The 21,838-nt window shown below is 71.3% G+C and carries 15 protein-coding genes; 9 read left to right on the forward strand and 6 right to left on the reverse strand.

Annotated features, from left to right (window positions below; all coding sequences use genetic code 11):
• Positions 1-214: 214 nt before the first annotated feature.
• From IPJ59_RS18885 to IPJ59_RS18895, 3 genes are read left to right on the forward strand one after another with little or no spacing between them, the layout of a single operon-like run.
• On the forward strand, positions 215-1,093 hold the full coding sequence (locus IPJ59_RS18885; RefSeq protein WP_293272775.1) for a serine/threonine-protein kinase: 879 nt from the start codon (positions 215-217) through the stop codon (positions 1,091-1,093).
• The gene (locus IPJ59_RS18890; protein ID WP_293272776.1) at positions 1,027-2,703 is read left to right on the forward strand and encodes a tetratricopeptide repeat protein; all 1,677 of its coding nucleotides are present in this window, start codon (positions 1,027-1,029) and stop codon (positions 2,701-2,703) included. Before IPJ59_RS18885 ends, IPJ59_RS18890 begins: the two co-directional genes overlap by 67 nt.
• The gene (locus IPJ59_RS18895) at positions 2,697-3,170 is read left to right on the forward strand and encodes a tetratricopeptide repeat protein (protein ID WP_293272777.1); all 474 of its coding nucleotides are present in this window, start codon (positions 2,697-2,699) and stop codon (positions 3,168-3,170) included. The genes IPJ59_RS18890 and IPJ59_RS18895 overlap by 7 nt, the downstream gene beginning before the upstream one ends.
• A 49-nt stretch (positions 3,171-3,219) precedes the next feature.
• Here the strand turns inward: IPJ59_RS18895 and IPJ59_RS18900 are convergent, their stop codons facing one another.
• Positions 3,220-3,465 (reverse strand): hypothetical protein, encoded by a 246-nt coding sequence (locus IPJ59_RS18900; protein ID WP_293272778.1) that lies wholly within the window; start codon positions 3,463-3,465, stop codon positions 3,220-3,222.
• A 212-nt stretch (positions 3,466-3,677) separates the two neighbouring features.
• Here IPJ59_RS18900 and IPJ59_RS18905 point away from each other — a divergent pair, with 212 nt between their 5' ends.
• From IPJ59_RS18905 to IPJ59_RS18925, 5 genes are all read left to right on the forward strand, one after another.
• On the forward strand, positions 3,678-4,124 hold the full coding sequence (locus IPJ59_RS18905) for a hypothetical protein (protein WP_293272779.1): 447 nt from the start codon (positions 3,678-3,680) through the stop codon (positions 4,122-4,124).
• 1 nt (position 4,125) lies between these two features.
• Entirely contained in the window at positions 4,126-5,025 is a 900-nt protein-coding gene (locus tag IPJ59_RS18910; RefSeq protein WP_293272780.1) for a phosphotransferase, read from the forward strand.
• A gap of 66 nt (positions 5,026-5,091) precedes the next feature.
• Positions 5,092-5,631, forward strand: coding sequence for a hypothetical protein (locus IPJ59_RS18915; RefSeq protein ID WP_293272781.1), 540 nt, complete (start codon positions 5,092-5,094; stop codon positions 5,629-5,631).
• A gap of 68 nt (positions 5,632-5,699) precedes the next feature.
• A complete protein-coding gene (locus tag IPJ59_RS18920; RefSeq protein WP_293272782.1) occupies positions 5,700-5,834 on the forward strand; it encodes a hypothetical protein in 135 nt (44 codons plus the stop codon).
• 140 nt (positions 5,835-5,974) lie between these two features.
• Entirely contained in the window at positions 5,975-7,942 is a 1,968-nt protein-coding gene (locus IPJ59_RS18925; RefSeq protein WP_293272783.1) for a serine hydrolase domain-containing protein, read from the forward strand.
• 68 nt (positions 7,943-8,010) lie between these two features.
• On the opposite strand, the gene IPJ59_RS18930 is transcribed toward IPJ59_RS18925, so the two are convergent.
• The 4 genes from IPJ59_RS18930 to IPJ59_RS18945 form a co-directional block, all read right to left on the reverse strand.
• The gene (locus IPJ59_RS18930; RefSeq protein WP_293272784.1) at positions 8,011-9,510 is read right to left on the reverse strand and encodes a tyrosine-type recombinase/integrase; all 1,500 of its coding nucleotides are present in this window, start codon (positions 9,508-9,510) and stop codon (positions 8,011-8,013) included.
• A 109-nt stretch (positions 9,511-9,619) separates the two neighbouring features.
• A complete protein-coding gene (locus IPJ59_RS18935; protein WP_293272785.1) occupies positions 9,620-11,476 on the reverse strand; it encodes an FG-GAP repeat domain-containing protein in 1,857 nt (618 codons plus the stop codon).
• Between the two features lie 257 nt (positions 11,477-11,733).
• Positions 11,734-17,148, reverse strand: coding sequence for a VIT domain-containing protein (locus IPJ59_RS18940; protein WP_293272786.1), 5,415 nt, complete (start codon positions 17,146-17,148; stop codon positions 11,734-11,736).
• Positions 17,138-17,782 (reverse strand): RNA polymerase sigma factor, encoded by a 645-nt coding sequence (locus IPJ59_RS18945; RefSeq protein WP_293272787.1) that lies wholly within the window; start codon positions 17,780-17,782, stop codon positions 17,138-17,140. Before IPJ59_RS18945 ends, IPJ59_RS18940 begins: the two co-directional genes overlap by 11 nt.
• Positions 17,783-17,949: 167 nt before the next feature.
• Here IPJ59_RS18945 and IPJ59_RS18950 point away from each other — a divergent pair, with 167 nt between their 5' ends.
• Positions 17,950-20,802 carry a hypothetical protein gene (locus tag IPJ59_RS18950; protein WP_293272788.1) on the forward strand — a complete coding sequence of 951 codons (2,853 nt, stop codon included), beginning with the start codon at positions 17,950-17,952 and terminating at the stop codon, positions 20,800-20,802.
• A gap of 135 nt (positions 20,803-20,937) precedes the next feature.
• Here IPJ59_RS18950 and IPJ59_RS18955 read toward each other — a convergent pair whose 3' ends face one another.
• Positions 20,938-21,744: a crotonase/enoyl-CoA hydratase family protein gene (locus IPJ59_RS18955; RefSeq protein WP_293272789.1), complete on the reverse strand. Its 807-nt coding sequence runs from the start codon at positions 21,742-21,744 to the stop codon at positions 20,938-20,940.
• Positions 21,745-21,838: the final 94 nt, after the last annotated feature.

Consider the following 21,838-nt stretch of genomic DNA (forward strand, 5'->3'; position numbering starts at 1 on the left):
GCCGATTTGTAGGAGCACGCCGTGGGCGGTGAGCATGTCGACGAACCTGGGGCCGTCGACGAGTTTGAGGTTCGGCTCGCTCTGGGCGGCCTGGACGGCGCGGCCGCTGGCGGAGACGCCGCGATCGTTCGGCGGAGCACGGCGGGTTCGCGTCTTGAGCGCGACGAGCTCGCGGTACCAAGGAGCGTCGTGTGGGCGATGATGCTGGGCGGCGATGAGCGCTCGTGCGCGTCGTTGCGCTCGGCGACACGATCCACGGGCGTCGTGGGTACGGGCTTGTTGGTGTAGAGTCCCCACGATGACCGCGACATCGATCGAGATGCGCGATACCGTTGCCGCCAGCGACCCAGGCGACGTTCGCACGGCCTTCGAGTTCACCCGCGGCACGCTCATCAATCGCTATGTCGTACTCGAGCGCCTCGGCGCCGGGGGCATGAGCATTGTATATGCGGCCTATGACCCGGAGCTGCGCCGCCGGGTCGCGCTCCAGCTGCTGCTGTTCGACGCGGAGGGCGCGGACCAGGTCCGTATGTTGCGCGAGGCCCGGGCGATCGCCCGACTGTCTCACCCGAATGTCATCACGGTCTTCGATGTCGGCACCTTCGAGGGGCGCATTTATATCACGATGGAGTATGTCGACGGCCAGACGATGCGAGATTGGTGGGCGAGCGCCCCGCGCGGCTGGAGCGAGACCCTTGCGGTGTTCCTGGATGCCGCGCGTGGCCTGTCGGCGGCCCACGCCGCTGGCCTGATCCACCGCGACTTCAAGCCCGAGAACGTGCTGATCGGCAAGGACGGGCGGGTCCGAGTCCTCGACTTCGGTCTGGCGCGTCGCGTCCCCACGGTCGCCAGCGCGGGTGAGATGCCGACCGCGCGATCGTATGAGAGCGTCGCCATCCCTGGCACCGATGTGTTTCGCATCGATATCTCGCGCGTCGGCGCGGTGGTTGGGACACCCGCGTACATGGCCCCGGGAGGCTGGCTCGCGCGGCGATCGATCATCGTGCTGATCAGTTTTCGTTCTGCGTGGCCCTTTTCGAGGGTCTGTTCGGGCATCGACCGTACAACGGGGACAACACGACCGAGCTGTTGAGGGCGATCTCCCGCGGTGCGCTGGAATTCAAGGAGACAAGGCACGCCGTGCCGCAGCGGCTGACCCGCGTGTTGGTGCGGGGCCTCGCGGCAGACGCCGGACAGCGCTTCGCCAGCATGGAAGAGCTGGCCCGGGCGCTCGAGCGGGCGAGGACGCCGCGTCGCACGGGTCTGTGGGCCGGTCTCGTTGGTGCGGTGGTTGTGGCGATCGGCTATGGGTACTTTGTGGCCAACCAGCCCGAGGCCCATGCGGCCCGCTGCCTGGACGGCGAACAGCGCATCGCCGGCGTGTGGAATGCGGGCCGTGCGGCAGCCATTGAGCGATCGATGGTCGCCACCGGTCTGGCCTACGCGCGCACGACCGGCCCGCTCGTCCAGGCGCAGTTGGGTCGCTACGCGCAAGCCTGGCGCGAGGCGCACGCGACGGTGTGTAACGCGACCTACGTCGATCAGACGCAGCCGCGGCCGCTTCTGGACGCGCGGCTGGATTGCCTCGACGAGCACCTGACCGATCTGCGGACCGCGGTTGGCATCTTCGCCGACGCCGACGCCGGGGTCGCTGAGTACGCGGTACAGGCAGCGAGCGATCTGCGTCCGCCGAATCGATGCACCGCGGCAGCCATGCGTGAGAGCGCTATGATCGGGTCCGAGGCGGCCGTACGCGAGGTCAGCGAAGAGCTGTCCCGGGTGCGTGTCGAGAACGACGCCGGCCGCCACAGCCGGGCCCGCGAGCTCGCCGGGGCCGCGCTCGCCCAGGCCGATGCTGCCGGCGATGCTTCCCTGCGCGCCGAGGCGCTGCTGCAGCTGGGGTTCGCGGAGCTCGCCGACGAGGCGCTGAGCGCTGCTGTTACCAGCCTGATCGCGGCGTACGAGCTCGCCGACGAGGCAGGTTTGGACGGGGTCCGGGCCGCCGCGGCGACCCGGCTGATCCGCGCGGTCGGCGTGCTACCGAGTCACGACGCCGAGGGGATGATGTGGAGTCGGATCGCCCACGCGGTGATCCGTCGTCTTGGCAGCCCGCCCGAGCTTGTGGTCGAGTTCCACGCCAACCTGGCAGGTCTCCACTTCCGCTTCGCGCGCTACGTCGAGGCCCTCGCCGAGCTCGACCGCGCAGTGGCGCTCGATAGCGATGCCACCAGCTATCGCGTCGCCGCATATCGAGCCGACCTCGGTGACGTGCACCTAAGACGTCGGCATGAAGCGCTGGCCCAGATCGAGTATGAGGCGGCGATCGAGCAGGGGGCGATCAGCCTGGGGCCCGAGCATCCCGCTCTTGCGCGACCGATCTCTTATCGTGGGTGGACCCAGCTCAAGCAGGGGCGCCTGGCCGCGGCAGAGATGGACTTTCGTCGTTCTGTGTCGATTGTCGAGGCTGCCTTCGGTCCGGAGGACGCGCGGCTGGCGTCCCATCTCAACGGGCTCGCCACCGTCGATCTTTATGAAGGCGACTACGCCGCGGCCGGGAAGATCTACGAGCGCATTCGCCGGCTGGTGGCGCGCAGCAAGGGGCCCGATCATCTCGACTATATTCGCGCCAGCACCAACCTCGCAGAGGTAGAGCTGCGTAGTGGTGACCTGGCGCGGCGCAGCAGCTCGGCGATCAGGTGCTGACAAGCCTGGAGGCCACGCTGGGCCCGGACCACGACCGCGTGGCGCATATCCTGGCTCACCTGGCGCGGGCGCACATTCTGCAAGGGAACTTCGCCATCGCGGGGCAGCAGTTGGACCGTGCGGTGGAGATCCTCGATCGCACTCAGGGCCCGAGTTTCCCCGAGCTTTCGCGGCCGCTGATCGCCCAGGGTCTGCTGGCGCTGGCCCGCGGGCGCCCGGCAGAGGCACTTGCCCCGCTGGAGCGGACGCTGGCTCTGGTCGGCGATGGCTGGGAGCCGCCCGCCGAATACACCGAGCTGCGCTTGGCCCTTGCGGAGGCGCTGTGGTCCGCTGGTGGCGATCGTGTTCGCGCCCGGGCCCTCGTCGGCGAGGTCGTCGAGCGACTGCGTGACGAGGCCGCCTCCCCAGGGCGGGCCGGCTGGATTGCCGATGCCGAACGGTGGTTGGCAGGGCATCCAGAGGCGTGAGGGACCGACGTGCGATCGATCTTGAGGATCACGGCCTCGTGGTCCTGCTTCAGTCGGTGGCGGCCGGCAGGTTGGCGGCCTGTTCGTCGAGGAGCTTCAGGGCGCGGAGCGGGTCGATGCGGCCGATCCGCTGGCCGCGGTGGAGCACGCCGTGGAGGCGGACGTAGCCGCGGCCGCTCTCGTGGGCGCGGACGGCGTCGGTCTCGAGGTAGGCCTCGACGCGGCTGTGCTCGATGCTCTCGACCAGGTCTGCGGGGCGCGCGATTTGCCGGAGAACGCCGTGGGCGGCGAGCACGAACTTGGGGCCGTCGACAGGTCGTGGCGGTCGCAGGGCTGGCGGTCGACAACCCCGCGAGGTTCGGGTAGGACCGCCGAGGATACGAGCTCCAGGTAGTGGGGTTGCCGCCATGAACACCCAGACCTTCCAGGATCGAGTCGATCCGAGCCGGTGATTTGCATGCGTACCTGCGCAACGTGGGGTGGACGATGGAGAAGAGCGTCGGACCCGTGACGATCTTCTCTCGTGAGGTCGACGTGCCGCGTGACCCTGACGATCCGGATCTTCCCGCCCGGGAGGTCGTGCGGGCCTGGGTGGTGGGCGACTCGACGCTGAGCGACTACCGCGAGCGTATGTCCGCGGTGGTCGACCTTCTCGCCGCGACCGAGACGCGGCCGACGATCCAGGTGCTCAACGACGAGAGCGGTCATTCCGAGGAACTGCTGCAGTTGGTCGATGATGGCGTCAGTGCGAACCTCCTCGAGGCGAGGGCCGCGTTGTCACCCCCGAGCAGCCGGGCGGTCGTTGATGCCTCGATCTCATGGTCGCCTCTGCGCCCGGCGCCGCGTGCTGCGACCTCGCACGTGCGCATCCATGCCGAGAGCTTTCCGCTGTTCGCCGAGGCCGCCCGTGTCCTCCGCGAGCGCCGCATGAAGCTCGACGAGGTCGAAGCTTAGAATGAGCTGTATCGACACCACAAACATCCTCGGCCATCTGCGCGAACAGCTCCCGACCCTGCAGGTGCATGGCGTGTTGGCACGCTCGCTCAAGTGCCATGTGCTCTCGGCCTCGCTCGACGGTCGTTCCGTGGTGGTCAAGTGGCTGGCTCGGCCCGAGCCTCCGTGGGGCTGGTACTTTGAGCGTGAGCAGAAGCTGCTCTCCGCGTTCGCCGCTTCTGGCGAGGGCGGCGTCACCCCCGAACTTCTGGCCTCAGGACCGCGTTGGATGGTGCTGGCGCGGATCGCAGGCTCGGCCATCGTCCCTGGTCGCCTCGCCCGCGACGTGGACCCGACCGTGGTGGCGGCGGCGCTACGGGCCCGCCACCGGCTAGCCCAGACCACGACTCCCTGGCCATCCTTCGTCCCGGACGGCAGGACCCTGGCAGAGGTGCGCTCGCGTCTGCTCGAGGATCCCTGTGATGGCCTCGGCTGGTGCACCGCGGGCCTCGCACGCGGTGCCGCCCTGGGCCTGATCGACCTCGACGACGCGGCACTCGCAATCGCCGCCCTGAGGGCCTGGCCTATCCTCGCGCGTTCGCACGGAGACCTGCTCCCACGGAACGTGATTGTCGATGGCGCCTCGGCCCGCCTCGTCGATCTGGAGTGCGCGGGCGACCACCCCGAAGCTTGGGATCACGCCTTACTCTGGGCCAACCTGTCCCCTGCGATTCGCGGCGTGGTCGAGACCGATTTTGGCCTCGACCATGGCCCTCGGGGCCAGTCTTTTCGGGCTTGTGTCGTCTTTGCGCTGGTGCGCGAGTTGAAGTTCGCCCGCGGTGCTCGCCTCGGCGGCGAGCTCCAAAACACGCTGCATGACGCCGTCTCGGCCCTTCGTTCGCGGGGTCCGCTCGGAAAATGAGGCATCCGCATGGAGGTGCTGCGTTGGAGCACGACCGCGGCGTCGACTCCGTGCTATCGCTCGGTCGTGGACGACGCGTCACCGATCGGGCTGTTCGAGGTCAAGGCGTCGCGCCGCGCCGGCGCGCTCGAGCACTGGATCGCCACGAGAGCGAGCCTCGCTGCGGCAGCGCAGGCGGTGATCGACGACCTCGCCCCGCTGCTGACCGTGGACGAGCGCACGCGCTTCCTCGACGCCGAGGGGCTGCACCGGCCGCTCGCGGCGCTGGCCGACGCGGTCGCGGGCCGGTCGGCGTCGATGCTGTACGCGTGGGCGGCGATCTCGGCGCTGGTGTGTGGCGAGCTCGCCGACATTCCGGCCTGCCACGCGACCCAGGCCGTGCTCGCGGACCCCGACGACGAGCTCGCGTGGGACACGTTCGTCGAGGCTGTGCGGTCGTACTGCCCGCCGGATCTGTTCGACGATGTACGCGGGTGGGCCGACGATCCGGAGCGGCCCACGACGCTGGTTGATCGGGCGCTCGAGAGCTTCGCCGCGGCCGCGGACGACTGGTCGGAGGACGAGCGCGAGGCGCTCGCCGGGCTGCGCGCGGCGCTCGGGCGCTGACGCGTCAGGTCCAGAACACGCACGCCGGCGAGGCTGCCATCGGGTGCGAGGCCGACGATGAATACCGGGTGTTCGTCCACACGGGCGTCTCGACGATCATCGTGGCGCTCGCGCGCCGCCATTGTGTGGCGGCGGCGATCATCGTTCAAGGGCTGGTATTGAGCGCCGTTGCGATCGGGCGCTATATGGAACTGCAGGATTAGGCGCAACCTGCGGGTCGCGCTGACCGGCGATGCGCGGGCCGACCTCGGTGGCCGCGATCGGGGCAGCGGGTCAGTCTTCCGGGCAGGTACTTACTGACTGGAGCTGCCGCACTCTCCGCGCGGCCTGTTATGATCCGCGTATGAAGCGCGCCGCGGACCTCCGGGCCAGGCGAGCGAGGTGGCTCTCGCTCGCACTGCTCCTACTTGTGCTGGTCGCCGTCGGCGTGACGAGCGACGCGCCCTCCCCGAAGGAGAGCACGCCGGTGCTCGACGAGTCGGCGCTGATGCAGGCGACGTTCGATGAGGCATCGATCGTCGCGCCGACGACGATCGAGCAGCTCCAGGCCCGCATCGCGGCGGTGCTCGAGCGTGAGGGCGTGCCCGGCGTCGGGCTGGCGCTCGTCGATAGCGAGGGGCTCCGTTGGGCCGGCGGCGTCGGCGTCGCCGACCTGAGGACCGGCAGATCGGTCGACGCCGACACCCAGTTCCGGGTCGCCTCGATCACCAAGAGCGTGGTCGCCCTCGGCGTCATGCGCCTGGTTGAGCAGGGGCGCCTCGAGCTCGACCAGCCGCTGCGCGAGCTCATGCCCGGTGTCGTGCCGCCGAGCGCCTGGGACAGCGCCGCGCCCGTCACCCTCGCGCACGCGCTCGAGCACACTGCGGGCTTCGACGACATGCGCCTCAACGAGTGGTACGCCGAAGAGGGCCTGGCCCCGCGCGACGCCCTGGCCATCAACCCGCGCTCGCGGGTCGCCCGCTGGCAGCCTGGCAGTCGCATGTCGTACTCGAACCCGGGCTACACGATCGCCGGCCACGCGATCGAGCTGGCCACCGGCGGCACGTGGAACGACTACCTCGAGCGCGAGGTGCTGCGCCCGCTCGGGATGCCGACGGCCCGCTTTCGTCGCACCCCCGAATTCGCAGACCGGCTGGCGACCGGCTACGTGGGCCCGGCGGAGGCGGCGGTGTTCCGCCCGATCGCCCACGCGCCGGCCGGGGCGCTGCTGTCATCGCCGCGCGAACTTGCTGGGCTGGTGCGCTTCTGGCTGCGCCCTGGCGAGGAAGCGGCGATCGTCGGCCCCGATTCGCTCGCCCGCATCGAGCGGACCGCGACGGTGCCCTATCGCGGCCCCGACACCAATTACGGCCTCGGCAACTATGGTGATGTGCTCCATCCGGTGCGCGCGCGCGGGCACGATGGCGGCCTGCCGGGTTTTCTATCGTGCTATCGCTATTTCCCGGACCTCGGCGTCGGCTACGTGATGCTGCTCAATGCTACGCACTCGCCGCGCGCGTATGTGGAGATTCGGGCGCTGCTGTTCGCGTACCTCACCGCCGGGATGCGCCCTCTGCCGCGGCCGCCCTCGGCCGAGCCGGACCCGGAGGCGGTCGCCGCCGCGACCGGCTACTATGGGTATGCCAGCCCGCGCAGCGAGTTGTTCGGCTTCATCGAGCGGGCGACGGTCGGCTTCCGCGTCCGCCCCGATCCCGGAGGGATCGAGCTCGAGGCGCTCCTCGGCGGCCGCACGATCCCGTTGGTGCCGACCGGCGACGGCGGTTACCGCCACGCGCGAGAGGGTGGTACCAGCATTCGCCTGACCACCGACGCGGAGGGGCGAAGGATCCTCGCGGCCGGCATGGCCTACCTCGAGGCGGGCCCGTACGCGTGGGCGCGGGGCCGGCTGCTCGCACTCCAGGGGGCGCTCGCGCTGATCCAGCTCGCTCCGCTGTGGGCCCTCGGCTGGGCGCTGGTGGCCGGAATTCGCCGCCTGCGCGGGCGGGTGCTGGCGCCCGGAGAAGTCGCGCTGCACGCTTGGCCGGCCGCTGCCGGGCTCGCGTTCATGGCCATGCCGATCCTGCTGATGCAGATCGTGCGACGCGAGGCCTTCACCACCGCCACCCCCCTGAGCATCGGCCTGTGCGTGTGCACGCTGGTGTTCGCCGCCTGCTCGGCCGCCGCCGTCGCCGAGGCCGTGCGGGCGGCGGTCGGCCGCTCCCTACCGCTCGCGGCCCGTCTGGTCCCGAGCGCGGCCGCGTGCGCGTGCTTCGGCATGACGCTCTACCTGCTCTGGCATGGCATCATCGGTCTGCGGATCTGGGCGTGGTGAGCGGGTGAACCGGTGTCTGAGCTGAATGGGGTGAGACGCTCCAGTCGCGGTAGCGAGTATCGAGAGCTCTATGTGGGGCCGCGGGAGGACTGGAGGATGGTCTTGCTGGTGAGGTTGACGGCGTCGCGGAGGGCCGTGTCGGCGATGTGGGCGTAGCGCTGGGTGGTCTTGTAGTTGCGGTGGCCGAGCATCTTGCCGACGACCTCCAGGGGGACGCCCTGCATGATGGCGTCGCTGGCGACGGAGTGGCGGAGGTCGTGGATGCGGAGGTCGGGCATGCCGACCAGCTCGCGGAGGCGGCGCCAGGTGCGGCCGAGGCTGTGGAGCTTGTCGCCGGTGCGGGAGCAGACGACGCGGCCGCGTTTCGGGTTCTTTTTGGTCATGGCGATCTCGCGGAGGAGGGCGATGACCTGGTCGGAGACGACGACGTCGCGCTTGCCGGTCTTGCTGTCGGGGAGGCGGAGGATGCCGCGGTTCCAGTCGACCTGGTCCCACTTGAGGTCGCAGATCTCGCTGTGGCGCATGCCGGTGAGGGCGAGCAAGCGGATGGCCCAGATGGCGTCGGGCTGGATGTAGCCGGGCTGGCAGGGCTTGTGTGTGGCGGCGTCGGTGAGCAGGGTCTCGAGGCGTTTGCGTTCGTCGGGGGACAGGAAGCGCTCGACGGCCCGCTCCTCGAAGCGAGCGGCGCGCTGCGCCGGGTTGCGGCGGGTGGTCACGTCCCAGCGCTCGGCCTTGGCGAAGACGACGCTCAGGACGGTACGGGCATAGTTGGCGGTGCTGCGTTTGGCGGCGAGGCTGCGGTGGAGGCGTTCGATGTCGGCGGTGGAGATCTCGTCGAGGGGCTTGCTGCCGAGGGCGGGGAGGATGTGATTGCGGAGCGAGGACTTGTAGTGCCGGGCCGTCTCGCCCTTGAGGTACACATTGACGTGTTCCTCGATGAAGCGCTCGGTGAAGGCGGCGAGTGTGAGCACCGGGGCGCGGCGTGGGGCTGGTGCGGGCTCAGGCTCAGGGGCTGTGACCGCGGGCTTCGGGTCGGGGGCCGGATGACTTCGAGGAGGAGAGGGCTCGGCGGAGCGCGGCGACTTGGCGACGCGCGATGTAGGTCGCCTGGTGGTGCGCGCTGTCATCTCGGCGACGTGGAGCTCTGGCTCGGCTGTGCGCGCAACGGGCCGCCTGGTGGCGCGCGCTGTCGGCTCGACCACGTGGGGCACGGGCGGCGCGGGCCTGGTGGTGCGTGCGACAGGGCGCTCCTCGACGCGCGGCGCTGACGGCTCGCTCCGCGCTGCACGGGCCTCGTGGCGCGGCGATGGTTCGGGCGTGGCGTCCGCGTCGCCGGCGTGGGCGAGCACCTTCATCGCGGCGCGGCGGGCCTCGTCGACGCCGTAGCCGGGCACCATGAGGCCGAGGCGCTCGCGGTGGTCCTTCCCCTCCGCGTCCCGGTAGCGGACGAAGAACACCTTCTTGCCGGTCGGCAGCACGCGCAGGATGAAGCCCGGCAGGGCGTCGCATGTGATCTCGTATCGCGCGCTCTTGGGCTTGGCCTCGCGCGCTTTGGTATTCGTCAGCATCGCCCCTCCGTCCTACCCAAAAAACGAACCACGATCGAGCGCTCGCGTGGTACAAAAATAGCCTGGTCTTTAAGACATAATCTCTCGAATACGCGCTCGGAGGGCGGATCTAAGCAGCTATTCGGTCATTGTCCACGTCCGCGACGATCGGGTTCTCGTACCAGGTGCAGGAGGTGCGGTACGAGGAATACAGGACTTCGCCGGTCTTGCCTTCGTAGACGCGGGCGAAGCACTCGTCGCCGTAGACGGCTTCGGCCTGGCCGTCGAATTCGAAGTCGAAGATGGAGGAGCCGGTGGTGGCGGAGGAGGCGTCCTGGGAGGGGCGGGTCCAGCGGATATATGGGGCGGCGCAGCCGGGGCCGCCGTTCTTGCAGTCGAGGTCGTAGACGACGTAGGAGGTGCCGCCGGCGGCGGCGATCTCGGGGAAGCCGTCCTTGTCGAAGTCGCCGATGGTCGGCGGGCCGCCGCTGCCGATCGCGGCGGTGAGCAGGAGCTGACCGTTGAGGGTGTGGAGGCGGACCAGGTTGGAGCCGACGCTGACGATCTCGGCCTTGCCGTCGAGCTTCTTGGGGTCGAAGTCGCTGGGCATCGGGCCGGGGGTGCCGAAGTCGGCGTATCCGTAGTGGCGGTTGGCGGGGGCGCCGACGTAGGCCATCTCCCACTTGCTCATGCCGATGTTCCAGCGCCAGACGGAGCCGGCGATGAGGTCGATGTTGCCGTCATTGTCGACATCGCCGAGGACTGGGATGACGCCGGCGCCGGCGCCGGGGATGAGCTGGCCGGGGTTCAGGCGGTCGCCGGTGACGCCGTCGAAGACGGCGGAGGCGGAGACGACCTCGGGGAGACCATCATTGTCGAGGTCGTGGATCGAGGGGCCGTCCCAGCGGATCTGGTTGACGACGCCAGTGTTGAGGGAGGTCCAGTAGGTCTGGTATTTGGCGCCGTCCCACTTGAAGGCGACGAGGCCGGTGCCGGCCCGGTGGGTGACGATCTCCGGGGTGCCGTCGCCGTCGAGGTCGCCGATCGCGGGCGGGCTGGCGGCGACCATCTTGTTGTTGGGGTCGTGGATGGTCTCGAGCTGGCTGCAGGTGCGGGTGTCGAGGATGCGAATGACACCGAAGTAATTCGGGTCGGAGCCGTAGCCCGACTGGGCGCCGCCGTCGGTGAAGTTGTAGGTGACGATGATGAGCTCGGTGCTGTCCATGCCCAGGTGCGGCAGGGGAGCGGCGAGGGGGGTGGTCAGGACGTTGCGGTGATTGATATAGGGGTCGTTGTTCGGCGGGGCCGACCACTCACATTGCACGGAGGGCTGGAACAGGCCGACGGGGACCAGGCCCTCGCAGTCCTGGTGCGAGTCGCCGATCGGCGCGAGGCCGAAGTCGATGCAGACGCCGGGCTGCTCGCCCTTGGGCAGGCAATTCTTGCTGCAGCAATAGGTGTCGCCGTGGCAATCCTTGTCACCGACGCAGTTGCCGTCGAAGGGGACGCAGACGCCGACGGCGCAGACCTCTCCGTTGGGGCAATCCGCGGATACGGTGCAGGGGCCGTCGCCGCCGGTCGAGCCGCCGCCGGTGGTATCGGTGGTGTTGCCGGTGGTGGTGCTGTTGTCGGTGGTGGAGGCGCTGACGGCCGAGGTCTGGCTGTCGGTGCCGGTCTGGACGTCGGTGGTGGCTGGGGTGGTGTCGGTGACGTCGGTGGTGGTGCCGGGGGGCGTGGTCGAGGTCGGGGTGGAGTCGGCGTCCATGCTGTTGCTGCCTGGGCCGTCGGTGGTGGGTGCGCTGGTGGGCGCGGTGGTGCCCTGGGTGGTGCCCTGGGTGTCGCTGCTGGCGACGGTGCTGGCCTCGGTCGCGCCGTTGCTGGCGGTGCCGACCTGGTCATCGCCGCACGCGGCGAGGCCGAGGCACACGCTCACGCCGAGAGACAGCCAACCAAGACCATTGTTCGAGATCGTCGTACCCATCCGCATACCCACTATCCTCCAAAGATCTGCCACCGACGCTACCGGGGCAGGGACTTGCGGGTCAAGCGAGACGATCGCGCGGGACGCTGTCCGCGCCGGATCTGCGGGCTTCTCGACGCGCGTGGTGACGCTCGCACGCGTGGGCCTCGCGAGCGCCGTGGGTCGCCGACATGGACAATTGGCCGCGCCGGGCTTGCGGGCCGGTGGGCGCATCGGCGTGGATGCTGAGGTCAGCTGCGGGCGGCGAGCGGCGTCGGTGGACGTCAGGGGCTGCGGGCGGCGAGCTGGGTCTGCATGCTCTTGGCCTCCTGCTGGGGCTGCCAGAAGCGGTCCTGCCACTTGCCGGCGACGACCTGCTCGACGAGGGCGCGGGCGGTGGTCGCGTCGCCGCGGGCGAGGCGGTTGTGGGCGCGGCCGACGAGCCAGGTCGGGTCGGTGGGTTCGACCGCGGTGGCCTGCTGCCACTGGAGATCGGCCTCATCGAAGCGACCCTCGCGCTCGAGCAGGCGGGCGACGGTGGCGTGGGCGCTGCCCTCGGCGGGGCGGCGCTCGACGATGCTGTCGAGGTGGCGCATGGCCTCGGCGGGCTGGCCGACGGTCCACAGCAGGGTGGCGCAGCGCTCGTCGATCTCGGGGTTGTCGGGGTCCTCGGCGCGCCAGCGGGCGGCGACGTCGAGGGCGAGGTCGAGGGGGTCGCGTTGACCTGGCTTTTGGGTCAGGTCCTGGGTGGTCGCGGCGAGGGGGGCGCGTTCACCTGGCTTTTGGGTCAGGTCCTGGGTGGTCGCGGCGCGGGCGCGGAGGTCGAAGAGGCTGCGGTAGGCGGCGCGGAGGCGGGCGAGGGGGAGCTCGGACTCGCTGGCGAGGGCGCGCTCGCCGAGGTCGGCGGCGCCTGCGAGGTCGCCGGTGTGTTCGGCGAGGATCGCCGCGAGGGCGAGCAGGCCGGGGTTGCCTGGGTGCTCGGCGAGCAGCGGGCGGAGCACGTGCTGGGCGTCGGCGGGGAGGCCGGCGCGGGTGAGGGTGAGGGCCAGGCGGGCGCCGTCGTCGGGGTCGAGGTGCTCGAGGTTGGCGCCGACGATGACGCGGTGGAGCTCGCTGGTGTCGCCGAGCTGCTGGGCGGCGGCGAGGAAGGCGGCGAGCTGGCGGGCGTCGCCCGACTTCTGCACGGCGTCGCGCCAGCGGCTCCACTGCAGGCGCCAGCCGGCCTGGCCGCCGGCGCGATCGATCGCCGAGCGGACGCTCCAGTCGACGATCGGGAGCTGGCCGGTGTCGACGGCGGCGGCGAGGCCCTGCTCGAAGCGTTCGCCGGCCATGGCCCAGTTGCCGGTGTACTGGTAGGCGACGCCGGCGGCGTGCAGGGCGGCGGGGCGCCACTCGGGGTACGCAGCGGCGAGGGCCTCCCACGCGGGGGCGGGGGCGCCGGGGCTGCGCCAGTAGTAGTTGCCGACGAGCTGCTGGGTCGCGATGTAGGCGAGCTCGGGGTGGTGGTAGCGGGTGATGAAGTCTTGCAGGCGGGCGAGGCTCTGCGGGTTGATGCCTTTCGGGACGTCGGCGAGGACGCGGGCGTGGCTGGCGAGCAGGCCGACGAGGGAGCCCGGGTTGGCGCGGGCGACCTGCTCGAGCGGCGCGAGCTGGTTGCGACGGGCGCGGCGGAGGGCGGCGAGGTAGGCGGCGATGGGGTCGTCGCTGTGTTGGGCGAGTTCGGCGTCGATCGTCTTGTTGGGGTAGAGGAGGACGCCGGGGCCGGCGAGGACGAGCTCGCCGCGGGTGAGCGGGCTGTGGGCGCGGAGCTCGGCGAGGATCGGCGAGAGGGCGTGGGTCTGGCCGAGGGCGGCGAGGCTGGCGAGGCGCTCGCGCTGGAGCGGGCGCCAGCGCGGGTCCTCGGGCTGGATCGTGGCGAGCTCGGCGGTGAGTTCGGCGTCGCTGCGCAGCGGGAGGGTGAGGGTGGTGAGCTCGCTGGTGGTGCTGGAGATCGGTGGGATGGTGGTGAGCTCGAGGCGGGTGCGCTGGTCGTCGGCGACGATCGTGAGGCCCTTGCTGTCGTACTCGAAGCGGGTCTGGGCGAGCAGCTGGTCGCCCTTGCGCTGGGACAGGATCGAGAGGCGCAGGGCCGAGTCGAGCTCGAGGTCGAGGGTCTCGTCGCTGCCGCGCTGTTGCAGGCGGAGGGTGCGGTCGCCGTGGAGGCTGACGACGTACCAGCGGGCGAGGGTGTCGGGTGAGGGGAGCAGCCAGGGGACCCACTGGCTGAGGAGGGCGGGCTCGGCGAGGCCGACGCGGCGCTCGACGGCGAGGCCGAGCTCGGGGTAGGTGGCGACCAGGCTCTGGCCGTCGTAGCGGACGATCTCGTCGAGGTAGCCGCCGATGCGGCGGCTGCGGGTGAAGTGGCCGTCGGCCTCGATCGCGAGGGTGCCGCCGTCGACGGTGTAGCGGGCCGGGGCGAGCTGGCTGCGGGCGCGGGTCAGGAGCTCGCGGGCGGCGGGGCTGATCTCACCCTCGGCGACCGCGGCGGTGGCGGCGAGGAGGCGCTCGCGCTGGCGGTCGAAGCCGTCCTCGAACAGGGCCGGGACGTGCTCGCCGAGGTCGCCGAGGCGCGGGTCCTCGAGGTAGCTGAGCGCGAGCGGCTGGGGGCGGCCGCTGATCATGCTCGCGCCGGTGCGGCGGCGGGACTCGGCGTTGGCGAAGTCGGGCATGAAGTGGGCGCTGCGGGAGGCGCTGCGGGAGGCCTCGGGGGCGGGGCTCGCCGAGGCGCCGGCGGCGTCCTCGTCGCGGCCCCAGGAGCTGGTCTTCTTGTTGAGTTCGCGGCCGGTGACGAAGCGGTCGTCGAGCGACGCGGCGGTGTCGGGGACGGTGGGGCCGAAGCTGATGTCGCCCATGCGCACGGCGGGGACGCGGGTGCCGCGGCCGCCGAAGCCGGCACCGGCGCCGCGGCCGTAGCCTGAGCCCGAGCCACCACCGCCGCCGCGGCCGATGAGGCCGGTGAGGCCGAGGCCGATGGTGCCCTCGCCGGTGCCGCCGCCGCCGCGGCCGAAGCCGACGAGGCCGAGGCCGCCCCAGACGTCCTGGGCGTTCTCGAAGTCGCCGCCGTACTGCTGGGCTGCGCCGACCAGGTCGATCGGCTGGCGCAGGACGATCTGGCCCGGGCTGGCCGTGACGGCGCCGCGGGGCTCATACACGACCTTGATCTCGGCCGGGGCGGCGTAGTGGGCCCAGCCGGCGGCGTCGGGGCGGCGCACCTTGAACTGGCGGTACATCGCCTCGTTCTCGAGCACGAGCAGCGAGGTGAAGGGGGTGACGAGGAAGTGCTCGAGGCCGAGGGCGGTGATCTCGTCCTTGTGGGCCTCGGCGCCGGCGGCGATGTCGGCAGCGACGCGGGCGCGGGCCCACAGGCGCGGGAGGTAGGCGGCGTCCGTCTTCGCGAGCGGGAGCTGGACGCGCTGCGACCACGCGGCGCCGGCCAGGCGGCCCTCGATCAACATGGTCTTTGGGACCTGTCCTGAAGCACCTGTCCCGCGGGACAGGACGACGACCGACTCGCCGTCGGCGGCGGAGCGGGCGGACAGCATCGGCTCGCCGGGGAGTGGCTGGTCGCTGGCGTCGAGCAGGCTGGCGCGGAGGTCGTGGACGCGGGCGGTGTTGAGGGCGGCGGCGAGGTCGAGGGCCTGCCAGCGGAGGTCGGCGCCGGCGGTGAGCTGGACGCGGAGGCCGCCGGTGGCGGCGCTGAGATCGTCGAGGAGGGGGAGGTCGTGCTCGTCGCCCAACGCAGCGGCGATGAAGGTCGCGCGCGGGCTGTTGCCGTTGCTGAGGCGGTCGCGCAGGGCCTTGCGGGGTGCGTCGCCGGGTTCGCTGAGGATGCCGTCGCCGAGGTAGAGGATGTGGGGGGCCTCGCTGCCGGGGTCGGCGTCGAGGAGGGCGAGGGCGTGGTCGAGGGCGACGGCGAGGTTGCTGGCGCCGACGTGATCGCGGCCCTCGCGGGCGAGGAACTTGTCGACGGCGGGGAGGTCGAGGGCGTCGACGCGGGCGAAGCCGCCGGGGAGGGCGCGGACGGTGGAGTCGAAGGCGAGGAGGGTGAGGCGGTCGGCCTCGTCGAGCTCGCGGAGGAGGAGGCGGAGGAAGCGGGACTGGGCGGCGAGCTCGGTGGGGGAGCGTGAGGCGCTGGTGTCGTGGAGGACGACCCAGCGGCGGGCGGTGTGTTGCGAGCTGCCGGGGAGCTCGGGGCGGGCGCGGACCATGAAGTAGTCGCCGCCGGGGTCGGCCATTGTCGCGGTGGTGACGGCGGGTGGTTTGGTGGTCGGGTAGAGGGTGAGCGCGAGGTCCTCGCCGATGGTGGCGTTGTGCAGGGTCGCCTCGGCGATGCGCTCGTCGCCGACGTCGCGGACGGCCAGCTCGACGCAGCAGGAGTCGACGGAGAGGGTGCGGTCCTTGACGTGGATGCGGTAGCGCAGGGTGCCGACGGGGAGGTCGAGCTCGGGGATCGGGACGCGCACGCTGTAGTCGCCGTAGAGGCCGGCGAGCGGCTGGGTGTAGCTGAGCAGGATGCGCTTCTCGGTGCGGGCGGGCAGCGGGAACACGCGCATGCGAAACTCGTTGCCTTGCATCCACTCGAGCAGGGCGGGGTCGCGGCGGCGATAGACGATCGACTCGTAGATCTCGCGGCCCTCCTGGCGCTCGGTGATGCCGGCCTCCATCAGCTTGCCGTCGACGTACATGGCGAGGCGGGCGATCGCGGCGTCGGCGGGGAGCGGGAAGCTGTAGACGCCCTCGAGCTGGTAGTCGGTGTGGTTGAAGAAGGTCTGGTCGATGGTCGTGCGGGCGACGCCGTCCTCGACGTAGACGTCGACGTCCATGCTGCGCAGCGGCAGCGGCCACTCGCCGGGCCAGGTCGGGAAGCGGGCGATCAGGTTGCCGCGGCGGATCGCCTTGAGCTCGTCGCTGGCGTCCTGCAGGGCGTCGCGGGCCCACGCGACCTCGTGGCTCAGGCGCTCGCTGGGGCGCTTGAGGGGCGCGGCGCCGGGGGCCATGCTGGCGGTCTCGCCGGCCTGGAGGATCGCCTCGCCGGCGGCGCTGTGGAGGCGCAGCTCGCCGCGCAGGACCCCGGCCAGCAGCTCGCCGCCGGACTCGCGCAGGAGGAACTTGGTGCCGAGGACGGTGATGTCGCCGGCGGCGCTGGAGATCGTGAAGGGGGTGTGCTCGGGGTCGGGGGCGACCTCGACGAGCGCCTCGCCGCGGACGAGGTGGAGCCTGCGCGGGCCGTCCTGGCGCAGCTCGGCGCCCTGGCGCAGCAGCACGGTGCTGCCGTCGGCGAGGGTCACCTGGCGCGGGCGGGCGGCGTCGTTGCGCAAGCCGGCGATCGCGTCCTGGCTGGCCCCGGGGACATGTGCTTCGGGACCTGTCCCTTCAGGCAGCCTGAACGAGGCGGCGCCCCACACCAGGAGGCCGGAGGCGGCGACGGCGAGGGCGTAGGCGGAGATGCGGAGGCGGGTCGGCGGGGGCGTGGGGGACATGGTGGCCTTGGGGCTGCGCTGGGCGGCGGGTGGTGTCAGCTCGGCGGCGCGTGACGCTTGCAGCCTGGCGAGCAGGCGGTCGCGGGCGGTGGGCGCGAGCTGAGGGGGGTCGGCGGACATGGCGAGGAGGCGGTCGAGGGTGGCGTCGCCGGGCGCTTGCGGGGGTTTTTCACGGGGCATCGCGGACCTCCCGGAGGTGAGCAGCGGGGCTGCGAGCGGGCGCGGGGGCGTCGTTGCGGAGGGCGTCGAAGGCGTCGCGGAAGGCTCGCCTGGCGCGGGCGAGGAGCGACTTGGCGGCGTCGTCGGAGAGGTCGAGCTGGCGGCCGAGGTCGGCGAGGGAGTCGCCGTGGAGGTACTTGCGGGTGAGGGCGCGGCGGTGGTTGTCGGCGAGGCCGGCGATGGCGAGGTGGACGAGCTCGCGGGTCTCGGCGCGGGCGAGCAGCTCCTCGCTGGGCGTGTCGTTGCCGAGGGCCTGGAAGATCTGCGCGAGCGTTGTCTCGCGCTCTGCCCAGGCGGCGGCGAGGGCGTGGCTGCGGTGGTGGTCGCGGAGCTGGGTGCGGGCGACGTTGCGGGCGCGGGTCAGGAGGAAGGCCCGGAGGGCGCCGCGGGTCGGGTCGAAGCTGGCGGCGTGGCGGAGGGCGTCGAGGAGGGTGTCGTGGACGATGTCCTCGGCGATCGCGGCGTCGCGGCCGGAGCGGTAGAAGGCGAAGGCGTAGAGGGCGTCGACGTGGGCCGCATAGAGCCGCGTGAGGGCGCCTTGGTCGCCAGCGGCGGCGGTGCGCAGGAGCGCGGCGTCATCGGGGTCGGCGGTCACATGCCCTCGGATGGCATTGTCAGCGAGCGGGGTGCGAGGTGTCGCGAGCGGCGAGAAATTTGTTTGTCGGGCGCGGGGCGTTTCGCCCGGGGGGCGCGCGGGAACGCTGCCTTTGCTGTGCCCGACCCCTTGCGCGGCGCGGGTGGGGGCCGTGACACTCGGGGTCCATGCTCGCGGCCCTCGCATTCGCCGGAGATCGCATCCCCAACCAGGATGCGATCGCGCTGTCTCCCACGGTCGGCTGGCTGCTGCTCGGCTGCGCAGTGTTCGCCTATCTGATCTTCGCGATCCAGGGCGAGCGCTGGCGGAGGTTCTGGTTGACGAGCGAGGACCCGCGGCCGATCGCGCTGTTTCGCATCGTGTTCGCGTTCCTCTGCATCTGCAACATCAACGACCTGTGGGAGTACTTCGACTTCCTGTTCACGGACGAGGGGCTGTTCCTGACCGACGCCGCGCGCACGCAGTCGGCGGGCGGGCAGTTCAAGGGCTTCGGGGAGGGGCAGACCGGGGAGCCCTTCGGCTTCTTCGACGTGTCCGGCGTGCTCGAGTTCCTGAAGGGGCCGAAGTACTCGCTGCTGTACTTCTTCGACACGCCGCGGGCGATGTGGGCGCAGATGTTCGCGTTCTACTTCGTGACGGTGGCGTTCATGCTGGGCTGGAAGACGCGCGTGATGGGCGTGCTGAGCTTCCTGTTGATGAACAGCTTCTTCGTCCGCAACTACCTGTTCTGGGAGGGCACGGAGCTGGTCTACCGGGTGTTCTTCGGCTACCTGCTGCTGGCGCGCAGCGGGCACGCGTACTCGATCGACAACTGGCTGCGGTGTCGGAGGCTGCGCAAGCAGGGGCTGCTGTCGGAGCGCGACGGGCCGGGCGGCGGGGCCGGGCTTGTGCCCTCGGCCGAGCACCCGCGCGGGCTGGCGGCGGTGTACCGGCTGATCCCCGCGTGGCCGCGCTGGTTGATGGTGTGCAACCTCGGGGTGCTCTACTGCTTCACCGGCACGGTGAAGAACGGCCACGTGTGGGCGGCCGGGGACACGCTGTACTACGCGCTCAACATGGACCACTTCTATCGGTTCTATCCGCAAGAAGTGTCGTCGGTGATCGGCACCAACCTGTTTCGCCTGGCGACGTGGGTCACGCACTGGTGGGAGGCGTTCTTCCCGATGATGGTCTTCGGGCTGGTGACGCGCTGGGGGCTGCGTGAGCGGCTGGCGCCGCTGCAGGGCGGGCGCCTGTGGGCGGTGCGCGCGTGCTGGCTCGGGCTCGGGCTGCTGGTGCTGGCGGTGGTGCTGGTGGTCTACCCGGTGCACTACGTGCCGCCGAAGGGCGGGCTCAGCCTGGTCAAGATGCAGCGGGTGTTCGCCGCGAGCTGGTTGGTCGGGATGGGGGTGGTCGGCGGGTTTTGGTGGCTGCTCGGGAGCGGGCGGCTGCGGGTGCGGCTGCGCGGGCGGAGCTACGTGCTGGACCGCGAGTGGTTCTGTCGCTGGTTCCTCGGGCGGCGGGTGTGGCTGACGCTGGGGCTGATCTTCCACGGGCAGCTGCTGGTGCTGATGAACATCGGCATGTTCGCGCCGATCATGATGTCGACGTACCTGTTCTGCCTGCAGGGCGACGAGCCGGGCCGGGTGCTGCGCTTCTTCGGGGGCGTGCTGGCGCGGATCGGGGTGCCGATGCCGGCGACGGTGCGCCGCGGCGAGCTGCCGCTGCCGGCCGAGGACCGCAGGTTGCCGCACCACCTCCGCGACGGGCGCAAGCTGCCGCCGCGGCTGATCTACGGGTTTATCGCGCTGGCTGCGTTCGGCGCGTTCATCCACGGCGGGCCGCTGGTGCCGTGGTTCAAGCAGAGCGTGCTCGGCTGGGAGGCGACGGCGGCGGGGGCGAGCACCGGGCTGCACTTCGGGTGGTTCGTGCTGGCGATCGGGGTGATCGCGGTGGCGGTCAGCTACGTGCAGGCGCAGCGCGGGACGCCGGGCTTCGCCCGCAAGCTGGCGCTGGTGGCCGCGCTGGCGGGGGCGTACCTGTGGCTGATGGGGGTGCGCTTCATCGACCCGCAGACGGCCGAGACGGTGAAGCTCATCCGCGTGGCGGTGAACCTCGGGCTGGCGGCGGTGCTGATCTTGCAGCAGGTGCCGTGGGTGCACCGGCGCCTGGCAGTCCTCGGGTTGACCTTCAACCCGCCGGACCGCCCGCAGCGTGAGGCGGATGTGCCGGTGGACGACCCGCCGGGGCACCCGCGGGCGCCGTGGGCCTATCGACCGGGCGGGCGCCTGCTGGTCGGGTTCATCATCGTCTATCACGTCACCGCGATCGCGCTGTGGGAGATGCCGGACAAGGACTCGCTGTCGAGCTTCCGCGGCAAGAGCCGCGAGGCGTTCTCGACCTGGGTGTTCGCGACGAAGATGGACCAGCAGTGGGGGATGTTCGCCCCGAACCCGCCGCGTCACAACGTGTTCATGCGCATCGTGTTGACCGACGAGAAGGGCGAGGCGTGGGACATGCGGACCGACCTGTACGCGCCCGAGCGGATGCCGATCCCGTGGATCTGGAACGACCGCATGCGCAAGATGAACCGGCGGGTCATCGGCGGCGAGGCGGGCAAGGGCGACGTGTATCAGAAGTGGTACGGGCGCTACCTGTGCCGCGAGTGGGCCCGCACGCACCGCGGGGTGATGCCGGAGAAGGTCGAGCTGTTCAAGGTGTCGTACAAGATGCCGCCGCCCGACGTGGTCGCGAAGCAGGGCTGGTACGTGCCGCACAAGCTGCTGTACGACACTGGCCGCGAGGAGCGGCAGCACGTGGAGAAGTGCGCGACGGCGGTCCACGGCCAGCTGCCGGACTCGATCCGGGCGCGTCACGGGCTGCCGCCGCTGCCGGAGGGGGCCTTCGTGCCGCTGCCGAACCTGCGCAAGAAGGCGTGGGACCGGCGCCTCGAGCCGCCCAAGCCCAAGCCCGAGCCGCGCACGGAGACGAAGACCGGGGCGAAGCTCGAGGCGAAGACGGCGGTGCCCGCGAAGCCGTGAACGCCACCCGCGTGCGAGCGCGGGTGATGCGTGGGCGCGCGGCGGTGGCTCGTCCGGCCTCGCAAGCCGGCGTTCACTCGGGGTCGTGGAACGTGGGTGGTGCGGCGGTGGCTCGTCCGCCTCGCAAGCCGGTGTTCACTCGGGGTCGCGGAACGTGGGCGGGCGGCGGGTGAGGGCGGCTTGCACGGCCTCGAACTGGTTGGGGGTGGCGAGCAGGCCGAGCTGGAGGTCGGTCTCGAGGCGGAAGGAGGTGGCGGGGTCCTGCAGGGGGGCCTCGTTGCACAGGCGCTTGGCGGCGCGGATGGCCTGCGGGGAGTGGCCGGCGATCGTGCGGGCGAGGGCGAGGGCGTCGGCGTGGGGGTCGGCGGCGATGCGGGTGACGAGGCCGATCTGGGCGGCCTCGTCGGCGTGGACGATGCGGCCGGTGTAGATGAGCTCGCGGGCGAGGTCGGGGCGGAGCAGGCGGAGCAGGGTCTGCGAGCCGCTCATGTCGGGGATGAGGCCGTAGCGGATCTCCATCACCGAGAGCTGGACGTCGGGGGCGGCGATGCGGAGGTCGCAGGCGAGGGCCAGCTGGAGGCCGCCGCCGAGGGTGGGGCCGTGGATGGCGGCGATGACGGGGACGGGCAGCTCGGCCCAGACCCAGCCGGCGCGCTGGGCGACGTTGGCGGGCGAGCCGGGGTCCCGCGCGAGCAGGGCACGGCTGCCCTCGTCGCCGAGGGCGAGGAAGGCGGGCCAGTCGAGGCCGGCGCAGAAGGCCTTGCCGGCGCCGGAGAGGACGACGCAGCGCACGCTGTTGTCGGCCGCGAGCTGGTCGCCGACGGCGATCAGGGCGGTGAACATGGCGGGGTCGAGGCCGTTGCGCTTGTCGGGCCGGTTGAGGCGGACGTCGGCGACGCCGGCCTCGATGCTGACGGTGACGCGGGCTGCTTCGCTGGACATGGTCGGCGAGTGTACCGCTCGACCGCGCTGGCGAGCGAGGCGGCGTGGCCCGTTGTTGACGGTGCCGTCGCGGGCATGCCGGTGTTCGTTGTTC

Origin of the sequence: Nannocystis sp., assembly GCF_016714285.1 — a bacterium.
Lineage (GTDB): Bacteria > Myxococcota_A > Polyangia > Nannocystales > Nannocystaceae > Nannocystis.